Consider the following 15,979-nt stretch of genomic DNA (forward strand, 5'->3'; position numbering starts at 1 on the left):
TGGTAACGCGCCGCCGTCGTACCCACCCACATCACGCAACATCAAGCCCGAACCAGCGCCTCGATCTGCTCGCCCGCCCCGACCTCGCGGTCGCCGAGATCCACTGCACCCACCCCCGCCAGGGAAAGTTCGCGGACGCGGAGCGTGCCCTCGATCACGTGCACGGTGACGTCGACGCCTGCCTCGCCGGGCCGCTGGTCCACGGTCCCCCAGGCGTCACCGTTCGACCAGAACCACCGCACCGGCGACGACCCGCCTTCGGCGTTCGCTGCCGCGAACCGCAGGGTGCGATCGACACCGTCGTAGGCGAATCCGGTCCACGCGGGAACCAGTCCCCAACTCGCCATCGCGCGGACGTAGTGGTGCCCGCACTCGGCCTCGTCGAACGGATTCCGCCGCCGCCCGTCGAAACGACTGCGAACGGTCTCCACAACGCCGAGCGCCTCGCTCCGCATCCCCTCGAAGATCATGCCGACGGCAGCCGTGTACTCCAGGCCGGTCCACACCTCGTCGAAGTACGGGAAAGGCCGCGCCGGTCGGTTACCTCGCGGGTACGACGCCACCACGAGACCGGACTCGTCCCCCAACGCATAGCTGCGCATCGGGTTGAAGTGACCTGCCATGGTGTCGCGCCTGTTGTGGCGCAGGATGCTGGCGAAGGTGGTACGAATGTGGGCCGGGTCCAGTAGATGCCCGAGTCCACACAGGTGCGCGAGTTTCTGCCCCACAAGCTGGTCGGCGAGACACCCGTCGCCGATCTGCAGTTCCGGTTCGACGAGATCCTTCGCCCCGATACCGGCCAGTCGCAGGCCTGGGGCGATAGCGTCCTCCGACCCCGGCGGGCGGATCTCGTGCCGGTAGTAGTCGCCGTTCCACAGATGCTGGTCGATCCACTCACTCCCCCGCTGGAAGAGATCGCGACAGGTCGCCGCGAATTCCTCCTCACCCAGATAGCGGGCCATCTCCTCGCATGCACGCAGAGCCGCGAGGTACCACGCACCGATCTCCGGGTTGGGTCCGAAGTACTCCACGTCCATGGTGTTGTGCTGCGAGCCTTCCATCACGCCGTCCCGATCGGCGTCCCAACCGCCCCGGATCCACGCGAACTCCAGCGCCTTGCGTGCCTTCGGCCACAGAGTGCGGAGCAGTTCGTCGTCGCCGGACAACCTCCACTCGCGGTAGAGCTTGACGAGGCAACCCATCTGGCCGTCGGCGGCGGCGGCGCCTGGTTCGGCGAGGGCGCGTTCCAGTGGCAGCTGGATGCGGAAACTCATTCGCCCGTCGTCGGCCGTGCCGTAGAGAAACTCGACCTCGCGTAAGGATCTCGCCATACCGCCGAACAGGAATGGTGTCGCCTGCTCGTAGTTCCACACGTGTGTGCAGCTGCCCATGCAGCAACCTACGTCGTCGCTGCACCCTTCCCAGCCGAAGAACCTACCGTCGGCGGTACGAAAGCACGTCTGCGTACGCAACGTCGAAAGGTTGGACAGCGCGGCGTCCTTGACCGACTCTGGCAGGTCCGACCCCACCAACGCGTCGACGAACGCATGTGTGCGCCGCTCCAGGTCCGGGAGCACAGCCGCCGTCTCGGCCGCGACCTGCCACGCGTCGGCGTACTTCGTCGCGTAGTAGTTGCCCACCGTCAGCTTGCGGTCCCAGTCCGGTCGGTTGGGGAAGTGCCACGCGAGGAGGAACGTGAACTCGTGCGTCTCCCCCGGTGTCAACGTACGCTTGACGGCGACGGAGGCCATCGGCGCATCGTTGTCGCTGGGCCGTTCGTCGAGCTGGCCGTCGGTGGTGAAGTCATCCCAGAAGTCCAGCAGCTCGCCACCCCAGGTGTGGTCCGCCCAGCCCGTCCGCGTGCTCACCGAGTCCTCGCCCAACGCGACCAGAGCGAGCGAACCCCACTGCTCGGCTGACTGATCGACTCCCTCCGAGGAGAGAAACACGCCCTGGCCGAAGGGCCCCTGGCGTACGACGTTGCGGTTGCGGTCCGGCTTGCCATCGGATCCATCGGTGCCGACGAAGTTCTGCAGGGTCCCGGCGAGGGAGACGTCGAGGTCGTGGTCGGCGTTGTTGCCGACGACATAGCGCAGCACCGCGACCGGGATGCCGCTCGCCTCGGTGTCGGCAGGCACGAGCGGGTTGAACGCCTGCAGGCGTACGGAAACGGGAACGTCGGGGTCGTCAAGGACCACTTGCCCGAACGGATAGGCCGCCAGGAACTCCGAGCTGGCGAAGCGTGGCAGGCCGTGGTTTGCCACCGCTGAGCCGTGGCCACCGCCGTAGAGCACGAGGTCGATCGGCCCCTCCAGCGCGCGGGCGACGACCTGCCCGCCGTCGCCACCACCACCAGCCGTCGGCGCTGTGCGCAGAGCAAAGAAGCTCCACTTCGGCGCGAAACCCTTCGCCGGACGATTGACGACTTCCCAGTCCCGCAGGTCACCGCGACCGCCCAGGCTCACCGTGCCGGTGCCGATGCCGCCGAGTGGCATTGCCAGCTGGAGCGACCGTTTCGCGTCGTAGCGGGTGAGTACGGGCCAGTCGAATGATTTAGCCATGGTGCAGGCTCCTCACGGTTGTGGTCCTCGGGAACTGTCGCGGACCCGGAGTTCGGTGGGCAGGGTGACCGCCTCCACCGGTGCGGTGCGGTCTGCAAGCCGGCGCTGCAGGAGTCGAGCCGCCTCGGTGCCGAGCAGGTACGTCGGCTGCTCCACGATCGTCAGCGCAGGCGCCATCAGCGGGGCCCAGGGTGAGTCGTCGAAGCCGACCACTCCCACCGCATCCGGGACGTCGACACCGCGTTCGCGCAACGCCCGCATCGCACCAGCGGCCATCAGGTTGTTGGCGACGAAGAACGCATCCGGCGCCTCCGCGAGGTCGAGCAGCTCGCCCGCCGCGACATAGCCACCCTCCACCCGGAAGTCGGTCTCGCGGACGAGACGACGGTCGACCTCCTGCCCGGCCGCGCGAACCGCGGCTGCGTAGCCCTTCCGCCGTTCGGCCGCCGTCGTCAGCTTGGACGGACCGGAAATGCATGCGACCCGTCGGTATCCCGCGTCGAGCAGGTGCCGCGTCGCAAGTCGGGCGCCTGTGTAGTTGTCGACGACGACGGTGTCGACGTCCTCGTCGCGGATCCGCCGGTCGATCGTCACCACCGGGACGTCGTGGTCGCGGAGCATGCTGATGTCGGTGCGGTCCGACGCGGGGGCGATGATGACGCCGGCCGCCTGCTCGGCGAGCACGACATCGAGGTAGCGGCGCTCGCGCGCGATGTTCTCGTCGGTGTTGCACAGGACGACCGAGTACCCCTCGTGCAGCGCGACCTCTTCGACACCGCGGGCCACCGAGGTGAAGAAGGGATTCTCGATGTCGGAGATGATGAGCGCCCACACGCTGCCGGCCTGGCGACGCAGGCTGCGGGCCACCCGGTTGGGCTCGTAGCCGAGTTCTGCCGCCACCTTTCGTACCCGGTCGGCCAGTTGCGGGTCGACCGTCGGCCGGTTGTTGAGCGCCCGCGACACGGTGGCCGCGGAGACGCCCGCTCGGGTCGCGACATCCCTCATGCGTACGCGGCGACTGCCCGCTCGCCCCTTCTCAACCATCGCTGGTCTGTCCCCCCGTGTCGTACCGATCCGCGTTTCGCGCCGTAGCCGTCAGCGTCCGGTTGGTGGCCCCGGCTTCCGACGCGGCCCGAACGAGAGGCCAACCGCGCAACCCACCGGACGTCAGGGAAAACGCCGAGAGCCCGGCCGGCAGGAGCAGCACCATGACGGCACCGTCGGCGGCGAGGGGAACGAGCAGCCACTGGTGATCGGGCAGAATCGTGGCGGTTCCGAGGAACGCCGTGGCCGCTGTGCCAGCGGCGAGTCCCAGGCGAAGCCCCAGTCCTGCGTACCGGCGGACAGCGACGGCGAACGCCTGCAGGGACCCGGCGTCGCCGCGGACCAGCCGGTCGGTGGTTGCCGACATCGCGGCCCACAACGGTGCGGTGAGGATGCTGACCCGCTCCAAACCGAGTAATCGATTGCCGGCGAGATTATGACCGGTGCAGGTCCGTGTCAATACAGCTGTGCCATCCCGGCCGCGATCCAACCCGGGCCTCGATCCGCTCCGGAACCAGGTCAAGGTCATGCGCTAGCAACCCGGCGTCCGCTCAGTCGTCCTTCACGTCGAACCCGCGAGCGGTTCTCGCCAGCTCGACGAAGCCCAGCCGGTGGAAGAGTGTCAACTCGGCCACCTGCTCAGGGTTTGGCGTACTCCAGCAGCCGGTCGACCCAGGCGAGATCCAGCGACTCGGCCACGAGCCCGAACAGCCACGTCGCGATCCCCTGCCGTTGGTAGGCATCCAGGATGTGGAGATTGCCGATGTCGGCCCAGCCGTCGTTGCAGGCGACGGGCCCGGCGTCAGCGAGGTTCTCGACCTCGATGTAGCCCACACTTTCCTCGCCGAGGTAGGCATCCAGCGGGTCTCACCGGCGTCGCGGTAGCCCACGTTCACCCGGTCATCGTCGGCGTAGCGGAGCAGATGGCCCGCCGCGACCAGGCGCTCGCGCTGGTAGGCGACCAGGGTCGTGCGTTCTCTGACCCACGGATCGACAATGGCCTCACCGGGCTCCCGCTCGAGCTGGTTCAGAGCCGTGCTCACCGACACCGACATGCCGGCGCCCGGACGCCACGCCGAATTCCGCGTACGCAGGTGCCACCGGCCGCTTCGTACAAGGAATCTGCGTACGACCTATCGACTCCGGCGCGGGCTGAGCTCGTCGAGGGCGACGTCCACGTCGAGCTCGCCACGGGCGACGGCGTCGAGGAGCTGACGCCGGTCGGTCGGCCGGTCCGGTGGGCGGGGTGTTATCCCGAGAGCGGCGAGGAGGTCCTCCAGCCGCGCCCGGGCGGTGGGGTAGCTGACACCGAGGTGGCGTTCGAGCTCCTTGGTGTTGCCTCTCGCCGCGAGGAAGACGCGGAGCAGGTCGCGCTGCGCGTCGTCCAGCGAACAGAAGTCGCAGTGACGGAAGTGTCCGCGCACCTCCGTCTCGCAATGCTCACACCTGAGGCCGGCCACCGACAGCGGTTGCTGGCAGGTCGGACAGCTCTGCGGCGGTGGGTAGGTGCGTGCCTTCGCCATCAGCGTTCCGTACCGATCGCGACCGAGCCGAGGTTGCCGGTGACCTCCAGCCGCGCGGTGCCCTCGCCGAGGGTCCACTCGCCGCGTCCGACCTTGTGCAGGCGTTGGTCGACGCCGATGTCCGCGGCACACCGCACCACCACGCGTACGTCGGACTCGGGGAAAAGCACGATCCGCAGGTCACCGGCGTTGGCGTCGATGGTCGAGTGGCCGCGGGTGAGGGCGCACTTGACGACGGCGTCGCCGACATTGAGACGAGTGCGCAGGACACCGCGAAGCCCAATGAGCCGCGCCTCGCCGCTGTTGACCTCGATGTCGAGATCGGCGTTCGCGGGCACGACGAGAAGTCCCTCATCGCCCACCTGTCCGGAGACCTCGGTCAGACTGCCGTTGTGGCGCAGGGTGCAGTTGTTCGGACCCTCCATGCGAGCCTCGGAGGCCGTGGTGTCGCCGGCGACTTCGACCATGCCCCCACCGGACAGCTGACCCCGGACAGTGAGCGCCGGCCACTCATCTTGGCTGCCCTCCGCGGATGGGACATGCGCGGATGAGGCGTGGGTGGGCTGGGCATCGGCGGGCTGAGCATCGGCGGGCTGGGCGACCGTGCGTAGCGGAATCGTGGGTTCGGCGACCGTGGGTTCGGCGACCGTGGGTTCGGTGTCGTCGAGGGCGGCGAGGTGAAGTTCGGCCTCGTCCGTCGTCAGATTGCCTCGAGCCAACTCTGCCAGAATTGTTCGTCTACGCTCGTCAGTCATGGCAGTTAGTAAATCGTTGGTTTTCACAATGTCAATCATTCTGAGGTAACATCTTCCAGACTGGCCACAGGGAGGACATGGCGTGGACGACGCAGGCAGGCCGACTCCGGCCTTCGGGCTCTGCCACGAATTCCGCCAGCGGTCGCCCATGGCGCTCACTGCTGGAGGCGCCCCCGGATCGGCCGGTGCCCGCGCCCACCGGTAGCCGGCTGCGGCGCGCGGACTACCTGGTCGGCGACCCCGCCACCGTCGCCGCCGCGCTGGTCGAGCTCCACCGCCAGGTTGCGTTCGACCAGTTCGCCTTCTGGGCAAGGCTTCCCGGCCATACCCACGAACAGGCGCTGCGGTCGATGCGGCTGTTCGCCGCCGAGGTCGAACCTGCCGTACGCCGGTCCATGGCGAACCGCTGAGCGATCCTCGACGGAGGTTCCGCGTTCACGACCGTCGATCCCGTGCCCCGCGCCGACTGGTGCCGCCCGGCTCCGGGAGCAGCCTCAGTGCCTCGGTCCGGTCGGTCGCCGACGGCTCGGTGTAGCTGCGGGTCGTCTCCAACCGGGCATGGCCGAGCAACTCCGCGACGAGGACGAGGTCGGTACCTCCGCGGACGAGGTTGGTGCCGAAGGTGTGCCGCAGGACGTGCGCGGTGACCGCGTCGCTCTGGCCCGCCGCCGCGGCGATGCGGGCGATGATGTCGCGCGCTCCGCGTACCGTGAGCCGGCTTCCGCGGTGGTTGAGGAACAGAGCCGGAGTGCTGCGGGCACCCGGCCAGTCCGCGCGTTCGGTGAGCCAGCGCCGAAGGTCGTCGCGCAGCTTGGGGTGAACGGGGACCTCGCGGATCCTTGTGCCGACGGAGCCGCCGTGGTTACGGATCCGGAGAAGACCCGCCGTGCCCCTGATCTCGACGTCGCCGATGTCGAGCCGGACGGTCTCTGCGATCCGGGCACCGGCATAGAAGGGTATGGCTGCAAGGGCCCGGTCCCGCGCAGACGGATGAGCCTCGACGGCGCGTAGCCAGCACAGCTGAGCCTGCTCATCGAGTGCGCGGGGCGGAGGTGCCGTCACGTCGACCCGCTGAGCGGCCGCCCGCCCCATACCGCGCCGGATGTAGAGATCGTCGACAGCACTCAGCGCGTTGTTGATCGATGCCGGAGCGAGGCCGGCCACGGTCACCAGGTGGGTACGCCATTCCCGGACGGCACGGTCCCTGACGGCCGGGTCGGAGAGCGGGTCGCCGCCGGCATCCGTAGCATGCAGCCAGGAGTCCAGCCACACGAGGTACTGGCGGACCTTGGAGGCATAAGTCCGCCGGGACTCCGGCGACAGCGGCGCCTGGGCGAGCTCGGCGACGTAGATCGCGTGGGCAGACTTCAGGGCGGCCGGGAGCGGCACGGGTCCGCGCCGGTGGCGTCCGGCCACGGCGTACCGAGGTCCCCTTACAGCATTCACGCCGCGGATTCTACTTCCGAGAATGGTGGTTCTCGGAAGCCTTGCCGCGTAGTCTCGTGATATCCGTACGTACAGACTCAGCCTGTGGCCGCGGGCGACGCCTGCACCAGAGGCCTCTCGGCCTCGGAAAGGTGGACCGCGGTGACGTTCATCCATGGTGGCTACAAGCATGGTGGCCAGAAGCGTGGCGGCCAGCATCCCGCGGCTGCCTCGCCCGCCCCGCCGGCACCACGCGTGCAGTGGTCACCCACCCTGTCACGTCAGTCGCTGGTCCACGGTGGCTGGTGGCCCAGATCCATCGATCCGTACGCCGAACTGCCGGGGCTGATCCTCGCCGTCGACGATCGTCTCCTCGCGGTGACGAGTGTGATGCTCGGCATCCACGGCTGGGACAGCCGACCGCGCCAGATACGCGTCGCGGACCGCACCATCCGACTCAGCTGGTTCACGACCCAACCGGACGCACTCCTGACGGTGATGTGCGCCGAGAAGTACCGGGTCGACCTGCTGGTGATTCCTTCGGCCACCAGCCCCGCCGTCGCCGAGGCGGCGATGAACCTCGCCACACAGGCCGCGAACACCACGCCCGCACCGAAGATCCTCGCCGAAGCCGCGGCAGTCGTCGCCCGGGATGCAGCAGACCCGGCGGACGGCGGTGAGGCATGAGCGCGGCGTCGGCCGGACCGGGCGGGGCGACCGCACTACCACGACGCGGCGAACCAGCGGACAGATCCACGGGAGGCGGTAGTGACTACGCCGCGTTGACACGCCGGATTCGTGGGGCAGGGCTGCTTGATCGGCGTCCTGGACACTATGCGGTGAGGTTCGCGGTGACGCTTGGGCTGTTCGCGGCGGCGGGGTTGGCGTTCTTCGCGGTGGGCGACTCGTGGTGGCAGCTGCTTGTCGCGGTGGGACTCGCGGTGGTGTTCGCCCAGATCGCGTTCCTGGCCCACGACGTCGGGCACCAGCAGGTGTTCGCGTCCAAGCGCCGCGCCCGGCTGGTCGGGCTCGCCCTGGGCAACCTCGGGATCGGGTTGAGCTACGGCTGGTGGATCGGCAAGCACACCCGGCACCACGCCAACCCCAATCACGTCGATGATGATCCTGACATCGGCGTCGGCGGGATCGCCTGGACCAAACACCAGGCCAGCCAGCGACGCGGCATCGCCTCCAGGACCTTCGCCAGCTGGCAGGCGTTCCTGTTCTTCCCGTTGCTGTTGCTGGAAGGACTCGCCCTGTTCGGCTCCGGCATCCGCGCTCTGTGGCGCGGTGAGGTCAAGCGCCCGGGAGTCGAGATGTTCCTGCTCTCGGTGCACGCGATCGGCTGCCTCTCGGCACTGTTCCTGGTGCTCTCGCCCGGCAAGGCGCTCGCCTTCTTCGCCGTGAACCAGGCCGTCTTCGGGTTCTACATGGGCTGTTCGTTCGCGCCGAACCACAAGGGCATGCCGCTGCTGGAGGAACGACTCGACTTCGTGCGCAAGCAGGTCCTCACCTCCCGCAACGTGCGCGGCGGATGGTTCGTCGACCACGCCCTCGGCGGGCTGAACTACCAGATCGAGCACCACCTGTTTCCCAGCATGCCGATGCCGAACCTGCGCCGCGCCAAACCCCTGGTCGAAGCGTTCTGCCGTGAACGCGGCATCGCCTACCACGACACCGGACTGATCCGCTCCTACCGCGAGATCCTCGCCTACCTGCACGAGACCGGAGCCAGCCTCCGCGCGCCCCAGCGGGCACTCTCCTGACTGGTCGGCAAGGTCGGTGAGCCTGGCGACATACCTCGCCGGCCACTCTAGAGTGCTGAGACATGGCATCGATTGTTCTGCGGGTGCGACTGCTCAGCGGCGCGCAGCTGGATCTCACCTACGAGGAACCTGAGGTCACCGACTCGGAGCAGGTCGTCGAGCACGTCATCTCCCGGCTCGCCCAGGACACCGGTGTGCTGCGTACCCGCCATGGTGACCGCCTCGTCGTGTTGTACGGCCGTGGTGTGGCCTCCATCGAAGTGACGCCCCGTGGTGCGGTTCTCTGACCATCGAGGACCGACGATGGTGGAGCCGACGGAGCAGGGGCCTGAGCTGACGCCGGCGCGGAGGGCAGCCGGCCGGGCCGGTGACGGCTGTGACGTCTGGTGCGCCACCCTCGCATCCCTCGAACGTCGGCATACCGTGCTCCTCGATCCGGTCGAGCGCACCCGGCGTACGGCCTACCGACAGCGCGCTGACGCGGACCGTTTCACGCTCGGACGTGCGTTGGTCCGGATCGTCGTCGGCGGTGCGCTGCGGATCCCTGCGGCCGGCGTACGGCTGGACAGCACCTGTGCAACTTGCGGCGAGCCCCATGGCAAGCCGCGCCTCCTGCACGAGGGGGCGCCGGGCGTGTCGATCACGCACGCGGGTGACCGCGTACTCGTCGCAGTGAGTACCGCGGGATCCGTGGGCATCGACGTCGAGTCGCCAGGCGGCAGCGGCGGCGGTGGCAGCGGCAGCAGTAGCACCGCCGGACGCGATGTCTCGGACCTCGCCGCATACGTGCTGACCCCCGGCGAGCGTGCCCACCTGTGGCAGCTCCCGGCGCGGCGCCAGCACGCCGCGTTCCTGCGCTACTGGACGCGGAAGGAAGCGCTCGTCAAGGCCACCGGACGCGGGCTCGCGCACGACCTCCGACGTATCGAGGTCTCCGCGCCCGACCAGCCGCCGCGGGTGCTGTCGTCGACCGATCCGGATCATCCGGCGGAGGTGTTCGCCCTCGCCGATCTCTGCCTGCCGGAAGGCTACGTGGCGTCCGTCGCGGTCCTCGCGAGCGGGCGTCGGCCCTTGGACGTCCGCTTCCACGACGCCGACCCGCTCCTGCGCAGGTGGAACACCCGACCAGGTGAAGCGTCAACAATGCCGCCCTGCGGCTTAGGCTAGCCTTACCTGGTGACCAGGGTCCGGCGTGCGGCGCACTCGCGTACCGCCCGGGTCGCCGGCCTTCTCGCCCTTCTCGTCCTGCTGCTGCTCGCTGTTCAGCTCAGCCTGATGGTGGGAGCGAAGCCGATCTCCCCCGCCGTGGTCTTCGACGCGCTCCACCACGCGAACTCCTCGACCGACCACCAGATCGTCCGGGAACTGCGCGTTCCACGTACCCTGCTCGGCCTCGCCGCGGGCGCCGCGCTCGGGCTCGCCGGCACCCTGATGCAGGCGCTGACCCGCAACCCGCTCGCCGATCCAGGGATTCTCGGCATCAACGCCGGCGCGGCTGCGGCCGTCGTCGCGGTGATCTCGGTCTTCGGCGTCTCGGCGTTCTCCGGCTATGTCTGGTTCGCGTTCGCCGGAGCGGCCCTCGCGGCCGTCGTCGTGTACGCCCTGGGCTCGGCCGGCCAGGGAGGCGTCAACCCGGTCCGCCTCGCTCTGGCCGGCACCGCCGTGGCCTTCGCCTGCGTCGCCGTGACGCAGGCGGTGATCACGCTGGATCCCGAGGCGTTCAACGAGTTCCGGTTCTGGATCGTCGGCTCGCTCGCCGGCCGGGACGCCGGGACGCTGGTCCCGCTCCTGCCCTTTCTCGCACTGGGCGCGCTGCTGGCGTTGGGCCTGGCGCGGGCGCTCAACGCGCTCGCTCTCGGCGAGGACACCGGCCGGGCCCTCGGCGCCCACGTCATCCGCACCCGCGCGATCTCGGCGGTGGCGATCGTGCTGCTCTGCGGAGCGGCGACGGCGGCGGTCGGACCGATCGCGTTTCTCGGCCTCGCAGTCCCACACGCCGCCCGGCGCCTGGTCGGTGCCGACCACCGCTGGATCCTTCCGTACGCCATGGTTCTGGCACCCCTCCTGCTGCTGGTCTCCGACATCATCGGTCGGGTCGTGGTGAGTCCCAGCGAGGTGCAGGTCGGCATCGTCACCGCGTTCGTGGGCGGTCCGGTGTTCATCGCACTGGTGAGCCGGCGAAGGATCGCGGCGCTGTGACCGTCGTACGCACGTCGTCAGGCACGCTGGTGCTGCGCAGCGAGCGTCCCCAGGTGTCGGTGCGCGTGCACGTCCGCACGCTCGCCGTCGTGGCGGTGCTCGTCGCTGCCCTGACCGGCATCGGAGCGGTCGCCCTCGCCGTCGGCGACTTCCATGTGCCCCTCGCCGACGTCGTCCGCAGCCTCAACGGAACCAGCCTGGTCCCCGCGTACGACTACGCCGTCCGCGACCTGCGCCTGCCGAGGTTCGTGACCGCCGTGCTGGTGGGAGCGGCGCTCGCGGCCAGCGGCGCCGTCTTCCAGCACCTCACCCGCAATCCGCTCGGCAGTCCTGACGTCATCGGATGTACGCAGGGAGCCGCCACCGGTGCCCTGCTGGTCATCCTCGTCACCGGTGGCGGCTTCACGCAGCTGGCCTTCGGAGCTGTCGCGGGCGGTCTCGCAACGGCGGCGTTCGTCCTCGTGGTGTCCTGGCGTCGCGGCCTGCACGGCTACCGGCTCGTGCTCGTCGGGATCGGGCTCGCCGCCATGCTGCTCGCGGTCAACAACTTCCTGCTCGCCCGCGCCAACCTGGAGCGTGCCCAGGTCGCCCAGGCGTGGCTGATCGGCAGCCTCAACGCGCGCGGGTGGGAGTACGCCGGACCGTTGGCGCTCGCCCTCGCGGTCCTGCTGCCCCTGGTGCTGGTCCTCACCCGGGCGCTTCGCCTGCTCGACCTGGGCGATGAGGCCGCCCGCGCGTTCGGCGTACGTACCGGGCGGGTGCGCGCTGGCCTTCTCGTCCTCTCCACGGCGCTCGCTTCGGTGGCGACGGCCGCCGCGGGGCCGGTGATCTTCCTGGCGCTGGCCGCGCCGCAGATCGCGAAGCGGTTGACCCGGGCGACCGGGCCGATCGTGGTGACGTCCGCGCTGACGGGAGCGCTGCTGCTGGCGATCAGTGACCTCGCGGCACAGCGACTGTTCGCGCCCACGCAGCTTCCCGTCGGCATCGCGACCGGTGCCGTGGGCGGCGTCTACCTCGGCCTTCTGTTGGCGACCCAGTGGCGATCCGGTCGGTGGTGAGAAGGCGTGGGAAAGCATGCGTACGAAGGGCTGACAGCCTTGGAGGGACCGCGATGACCGAACCGCTCCAGCCGGCCAGAGATCGTCTGCGGGCCGAAGCCGTCAGCCTCGGCTACGACAACCGGCTCGTCACCGATGACCTGACGGTGTCGATCCCGGAAGGTTCGTTCACGGTGATCGTCGGCCCGAACGCCTGCGGAAAGTCGACCCTGTTGCGTGGCTTGGCCCGGCTCCTGGCTCCGCGCCACGGAACTGTCTACCTGGACGGGCGGTCGATCCAGTCCCTGCGTTCGAAGGAGGTTGCGCGCCGGCTCGGGCTGCTGCCGCAGGGATCTCACGCGCCGGACGGCATCACGGTGGCCGACCTGGTGGCGCGCGGCCGCTATCCGCACCAGCGGTTGCTGCGCCAGTGGTCCGCCGACGACGAACGCGTCGTCGCGCAAGCCATGGTTGACACCCGCGTCGACGACCTCGCGGACCGGCTCGTCGACGAGCTCTCCGGTGGCCAGCGGCAGCGGGTATGGCTCGCGATGGTGCTGGCCCAGCAGACGCCGATCCTGCTCCTTGACGAACCGACGACCTACCTCGACATCGCCCACCAGGTGGAGGTTCTGGACCTGTGCGCCGGATTGCACCGGGATGGTCGGACGCTCGTCGCCGTCCTCCATGATCTCAACCAGGCCTGCCGGTACGCCACGCATCTCGTCGCCATGCGGGGCGGATCTCTTGTGGCACAAGGAGATCCGCGGGAGATCGTGGACGCGCACCTGGTGGAGGAGGTGTTCGGCCTCGCCTGCCGGGTGATCGACGACCCCGAGACCGGTACCCCGTTGGTGATCCCCGCGGCCTCCCGCCACCGGATCGGATGAGGGCTCACGCGAAGCCGCTCCGGATCAGGAGGCCCGGGAGCGCAGCTTCGTGAGGATGCCTTCGAGGGTGTCGAGCACGGCGAGCGCGCTGCTGTAGCTCACGGTGTAGAAGTTCGGCATCGGGAACACCGCCTCCTCCTTGACGGCCTGGAGGTTCTCCCAGCCAGGCTTGCCCGTGAGCGCACGCATCGGCTTGACCAGCGCACCGGTGTTGTCGGCCTGCGCGACGATGACGTCGGAGTCGTCGATCAGCGTGAGCTGTTCGAGGGAGTACGCCTTGCCGGTGCCGGTCTTGCCGATGGTCGCGTGGCCGAAGCGCACCCCGATGTCCTGCAGGATGACGCCGATCCAACCGTCCGGGTAGAGAAGTGACCATTGACCTTCGCCGTAGGAGACCTCATAGAGCATGCTCCACTTCGTCCGCTCGAGGACGTCGGCGTAGTCGCGTTCGAGTCCGGCAGCGCGCTCGGTGTATTGCGTACGAAGCTTCTCCGCCTCGGCCTTGCGCCCCACCGCATCGGCGGCCTGGATCGCGACCTTCGTCCAGTCCGACGTCTTCTCGGCCATGAGGACAAGGGCCGGCGCGATCTTCGGGTACTCCTTCATCAAGGGGTCGGTGTAACCCGGCACGCCGTTGACGAGGATGAGATCCGGCTTTGCCGCAAGGACCTTCTCGATGTTGATCTCGACCCAGGACCCGATCGAGGGCAACGCCTGGTACTTCGTCAGGACGTCGCCTGAGATGAAGGTCTCCAGGTTCGGGATCTCCGCCGCCGCGGCCGGCGTGTATCCGACGTCGAGAAGCGGTGCGGCCATCTGGTAGCTCGTGCACACGACGCGTCGCGGTCGCACCGGAATCTCGACCGTGGTCCCACCGGCGGTCTTGAACTCGCGGGTGGTCGGCTGCCGCGACCGTTGCGGCGTACGACCTGTGGAGTCGTCGTCAGGTCCGCACGCCGAAAGCCCGAACGCGGCGGCACCTCCCAACGCACCGAGCACCAGTCCCCGCCGGCCGAGCGACTTCGATTCGGCATACGCCATCGGTGAACCCACCATTCCCTCATGTTGAGCGACGTGCCGCTGCCCGGCCGTACTCCTCGCACCTGCGGTGAGCTCACCTGGTGCACCCCGGCCACATTCCTCGTCCGGAGCACGGGTGACCCAGTCACCCGTGCCTCCGGCGACCCTGCGCGGCGGCTCCGCAAGCCATCTAAGCATGGTTAGCCTTACCTTACAAGCACATCCTCGGCTGTCCCGTCGCCGCTCTCCTCCTCCACCACACCGGCAGACGTCACCCTGCGGAATCCGGGCAACGCCACCGCGACGAGCACCACGACACACGCGCAGAGCAGGCCACCCACCACCACGGCGGCGCTCGGCCCCACCACACTGGCGGCACCCCCTGCCACCACGCTCCCCGCGGCCGGACCCACCGTTGCCTGCGCAAGCCAGAAACTGCTCACCCGGCCCATCAGGTGGTCAGGCGTATGACGCTGCAACAACGAGCGCTGCAGGATCTCCGACAGGATCATCCCCAGCCCCGCGACACCCAGGAACACCAACGCCAGTGGAAGATGCCGGCTGAATCCGAATGCCGCCATACCCAGTCCCCACAGTGCCATCGTCCCGGTCAACGCCCGGCCGGGCAGGCGGACCCGACCCACCCATCCGCTGAACGCCGCGCCCAGGAACGCACCGACCGCAGGAGCCGAGTAGAGCAGGCCGATCGTGCGCGGGTCGCCGTGCAGGACCCGTTCGCCGATCTCGGGAAAGACCGCGTACGGCAACGCGAACAGTCCGCCCGCCACGTCCATCAGGAGCAACCCGCCGATGACGCGATTCCGGCGTACGAACGAAAGTCCCTCCCGCATCGCCCGGATCGGGTGCCGATGCTCGACCGCCGTCGGCGGGCGACGGCGAACCCGGACGGTGAGTGCCACCTGGACCACCGTGGCCACGCAGGTGATGCTGTAACAGAAGGCGACACCGGGCCCCGCGATGATCATGCCGCCAACCGACGGGCCGACCATCGTGCCCACCTGTGTGGTGATCGCGGTGAGCGCACCAGCGGCCGCCAGCTGGTCCGGGGTGACGAGGTTGGGCGTGATCGCCAGCAGCGCCGTCTCGCTGATGCCGTCGATGACACCGATCGCCGCGGCACACAGATAGACGACCCACAGCCTCGGTTCGTCGGCGAACGCGTTGAGCGCAAGGGCCGCGAACACCGCCGCCGCGGCCGAACGCGACAGGACCAACAGCTGGCGGCGTTCGTACCGGTCGGCCAGGATGCCGCCGGCCAGTGTCCCGGCGAGCAGGGTCGCGCCGGCGGCGGCATTCACCATCGCGACGGCCAGGGAGGAGTGGGTGAGCTGATAGACCTGGACCGACAGGCCCACCAGGGTGAGGCTGATGCCGAGAAGCGCGATCACCCGCGCCCAGAACATCAGGCGGAAGTCCCGACTGGAACGCAACGGACGCAGGTCCATCGCGAGCGTACCTAAGCGCATGTGAACTACTTCTGCTCGACCGTCATCGCCTTTCTGGTCGCTGCTCATCGACTCTTCTGGTCGGCGTTCATCGCCTCGATCAGTGAGGCCGGCCGCATGTCGGTCCAGTGCTCCTCCACGTAGTCGAGACAGGTCTGGCGGGACTCGTCCTGGACCACCGGCGTCCAGCCCGCGGGAATGTCAACGAACGAGGGCCACAGGGAATGCTGACCCTCGTCGTTGACAAGGACGTGGAAGGTACCGTCGGGATCATCGAACGGGTTCGTCATGGG

Annotated in this window: 18 protein-coding genes; 8 read left to right on the forward strand and 10 right to left on the reverse strand. The window is 68.9% G+C overall.

What is annotated here, in order from left to right:
- Positions 1-41: 41 nt before the first annotated feature.
- The 6 genes from ABN028_RS05575 to ABN028_RS05600 all read right to left on the reverse strand — a co-directional run bounded on the left by ABN028_RS05575 (position 42) and on the right by ABN028_RS05600 (position 5,883).
- Positions 42-2,561 (reverse strand): GH116 family glycosyl-hydrolase, encoded by a 2,520-nt coding sequence (locus ABN028_RS05575; protein ID WP_349695841.1) that lies wholly within the window; start codon positions 2,559-2,561, stop codon positions 42-44.
- A 12-nt stretch (positions 2,562-2,573) separates the two neighbouring features.
- The gene (locus tag ABN028_RS05580; RefSeq protein ID WP_349695842.1) at positions 2,574-3,605 is read right to left on the reverse strand and encodes a LacI family DNA-binding transcriptional regulator; all 1,032 of its coding nucleotides are present in this window, start codon (positions 3,603-3,605) and stop codon (positions 2,574-2,576) included.
- Entirely contained in the window at positions 3,598-4,014 is a 417-nt protein-coding gene (locus tag ABN028_RS05585; RefSeq protein ID WP_349695843.1) for a hypothetical protein, read from the reverse strand. The genes ABN028_RS05580 and ABN028_RS05585 overlap by 8 nt, the downstream gene beginning before the upstream one ends.
- A 230-nt stretch (positions 4,015-4,244) precedes the next feature.
- Positions 4,245-4,439 carry a hypothetical protein gene (locus tag ABN028_RS05590; protein WP_349695844.1) on the reverse strand — a complete coding sequence of 65 codons (195 nt, stop codon included), beginning with the start codon at positions 4,437-4,439 and terminating at the stop codon, positions 4,245-4,247.
- 299 nt (positions 4,440-4,738) lie between these two features.
- Entirely contained in the window at positions 4,739-5,128 is a 390-nt protein-coding gene (locus ABN028_RS05595) for a DUF2089 domain-containing protein (protein WP_349327398.1), read from the reverse strand.
- On the reverse strand, positions 5,128-5,883 hold the full coding sequence (locus tag ABN028_RS05600; RefSeq protein ID WP_349695845.1) for a hypothetical protein: 756 nt from the start codon (positions 5,881-5,883) through the stop codon (positions 5,128-5,130). Before ABN028_RS05600 ends, ABN028_RS05595 begins: the two co-directional genes overlap by 1 nt.
- Before the next feature lie 185 nt (positions 5,884-6,068).
- Between ABN028_RS05600 and ABN028_RS05605 the strand changes: the two genes are divergently transcribed.
- Entirely contained in the window at positions 6,069-6,293 is a 225-nt protein-coding gene (locus ABN028_RS05605) for a hypothetical protein (RefSeq protein ID WP_349327396.1), read from the forward strand.
- A gap of 25 nt (positions 6,294-6,318) precedes the next feature.
- Here the strand turns inward: ABN028_RS05605 and ABN028_RS05610 are convergent, their stop codons facing one another.
- Complete coding sequence (locus tag ABN028_RS05610; RefSeq protein ID WP_349695846.1) at positions 6,319-7,329, reverse strand: tyrosine-type recombinase/integrase; 1,011 nt, start codon at positions 7,327-7,329, stop codon at positions 6,319-6,321.
- Positions 7,330-7,470: 141 nt separating this feature from the next.
- Between ABN028_RS05610 and ABN028_RS05615 the strand changes: the two genes are divergently transcribed.
- The 7 genes from ABN028_RS05615 to ABN028_RS05645 all read left to right on the forward strand — a co-directional run bounded on the left by ABN028_RS05615 (position 7,471) and on the right by ABN028_RS05645 (position 13,200).
- Entirely contained in the window at positions 7,471-7,995 is a 525-nt protein-coding gene (locus ABN028_RS05615) for a DUF5994 family protein (RefSeq protein ID WP_349327394.1), read from the forward strand.
- A gap of 164 nt (positions 7,996-8,159) precedes the next feature.
- Positions 8,160-9,074, forward strand: a complete 915-nt coding sequence (locus ABN028_RS05620; RefSeq protein ID WP_349695847.1) for a fatty acid desaturase family protein — start codon at positions 8,160-8,162, stop codon at positions 9,072-9,074.
- A gap of 62 nt (positions 9,075-9,136) precedes the next feature.
- Positions 9,137-9,361, forward strand: a complete 225-nt coding sequence (locus ABN028_RS05625; protein ID WP_349327392.1) for a hypothetical protein — start codon at positions 9,137-9,139, stop codon at positions 9,359-9,361.
- A 16-nt stretch (positions 9,362-9,377) separates the two neighbouring features.
- Positions 9,378-10,241 carry a 4'-phosphopantetheinyl transferase family protein gene (locus ABN028_RS05630; RefSeq protein ID WP_349695848.1) on the forward strand — a complete coding sequence of 288 codons (864 nt, stop codon included), beginning with the start codon at positions 9,378-9,380 and terminating at the stop codon, positions 10,239-10,241.
- Positions 10,242-10,250: 9 nt separating this feature from the next.
- Positions 10,251-11,273, forward strand: coding sequence for an iron chelate uptake ABC transporter family permease subunit (locus ABN028_RS05635; protein WP_349695849.1), 1,023 nt, complete (start codon positions 10,251-10,253; stop codon positions 11,271-11,273).
- On the forward strand, positions 11,270-12,331 hold the full coding sequence (locus ABN028_RS05640; RefSeq protein ID WP_349695850.1) for a FecCD family ABC transporter permease: 1,062 nt from the start codon (positions 11,270-11,272) through the stop codon (positions 12,329-12,331). The genes ABN028_RS05635 and ABN028_RS05640 overlap by 4 nt, the downstream gene beginning before the upstream one ends.
- A 53-nt stretch (positions 12,332-12,384) precedes the next feature.
- Positions 12,385-13,200: an ABC transporter ATP-binding protein gene (locus tag ABN028_RS05645; protein ID WP_349327386.1), complete on the forward strand. Its 816-nt coding sequence runs from the start codon at positions 12,385-12,387 to the stop codon at positions 13,198-13,200.
- Between the two features lie 24 nt (positions 13,201-13,224).
- On the opposite strand, the gene ABN028_RS05650 is transcribed toward ABN028_RS05645, so the two are convergent.
- Genes ABN028_RS05650 through ABN028_RS05660 form a run of 3 tightly spaced genes read right to left on the reverse strand, consistent with a single transcriptional unit; the run spans position 13,225 to position 15,976 of the window.
- The gene (locus tag ABN028_RS05650; RefSeq protein WP_349695851.1) at positions 13,225-14,418 is read right to left on the reverse strand and encodes an ABC transporter substrate-binding protein; all 1,194 of its coding nucleotides are present in this window, start codon (positions 14,416-14,418) and stop codon (positions 13,225-13,227) included.
- Positions 14,419-14,426: 8 nt separating this feature from the next.
- Positions 14,427-15,707: an enterobactin transporter EntS gene (gene entS, locus ABN028_RS05655; RefSeq protein WP_349695852.1), complete on the reverse strand. Its 1,281-nt coding sequence runs from the start codon at positions 15,705-15,707 to the stop codon at positions 14,427-14,429.
- Between the two features lie 44 nt (positions 15,708-15,751).
- Positions 15,752-15,976 (reverse strand): MbtH family protein, encoded by a 225-nt coding sequence (locus ABN028_RS05660; protein WP_349695853.1) that lies wholly within the window; start codon positions 15,974-15,976, stop codon positions 15,752-15,754.
- Between the last annotated feature and the right edge of the window lie 3 nt (positions 15,977-15,979).

The sequence above is a fragment of the Actinopolymorpha sp. B17G11 genome (assembly GCF_040196095.1).
Taxonomy (GTDB): Bacteria; Actinomycetota; Actinomycetes; order Propionibacteriales; family Actinopolymorphaceae; genus Thermasporomyces.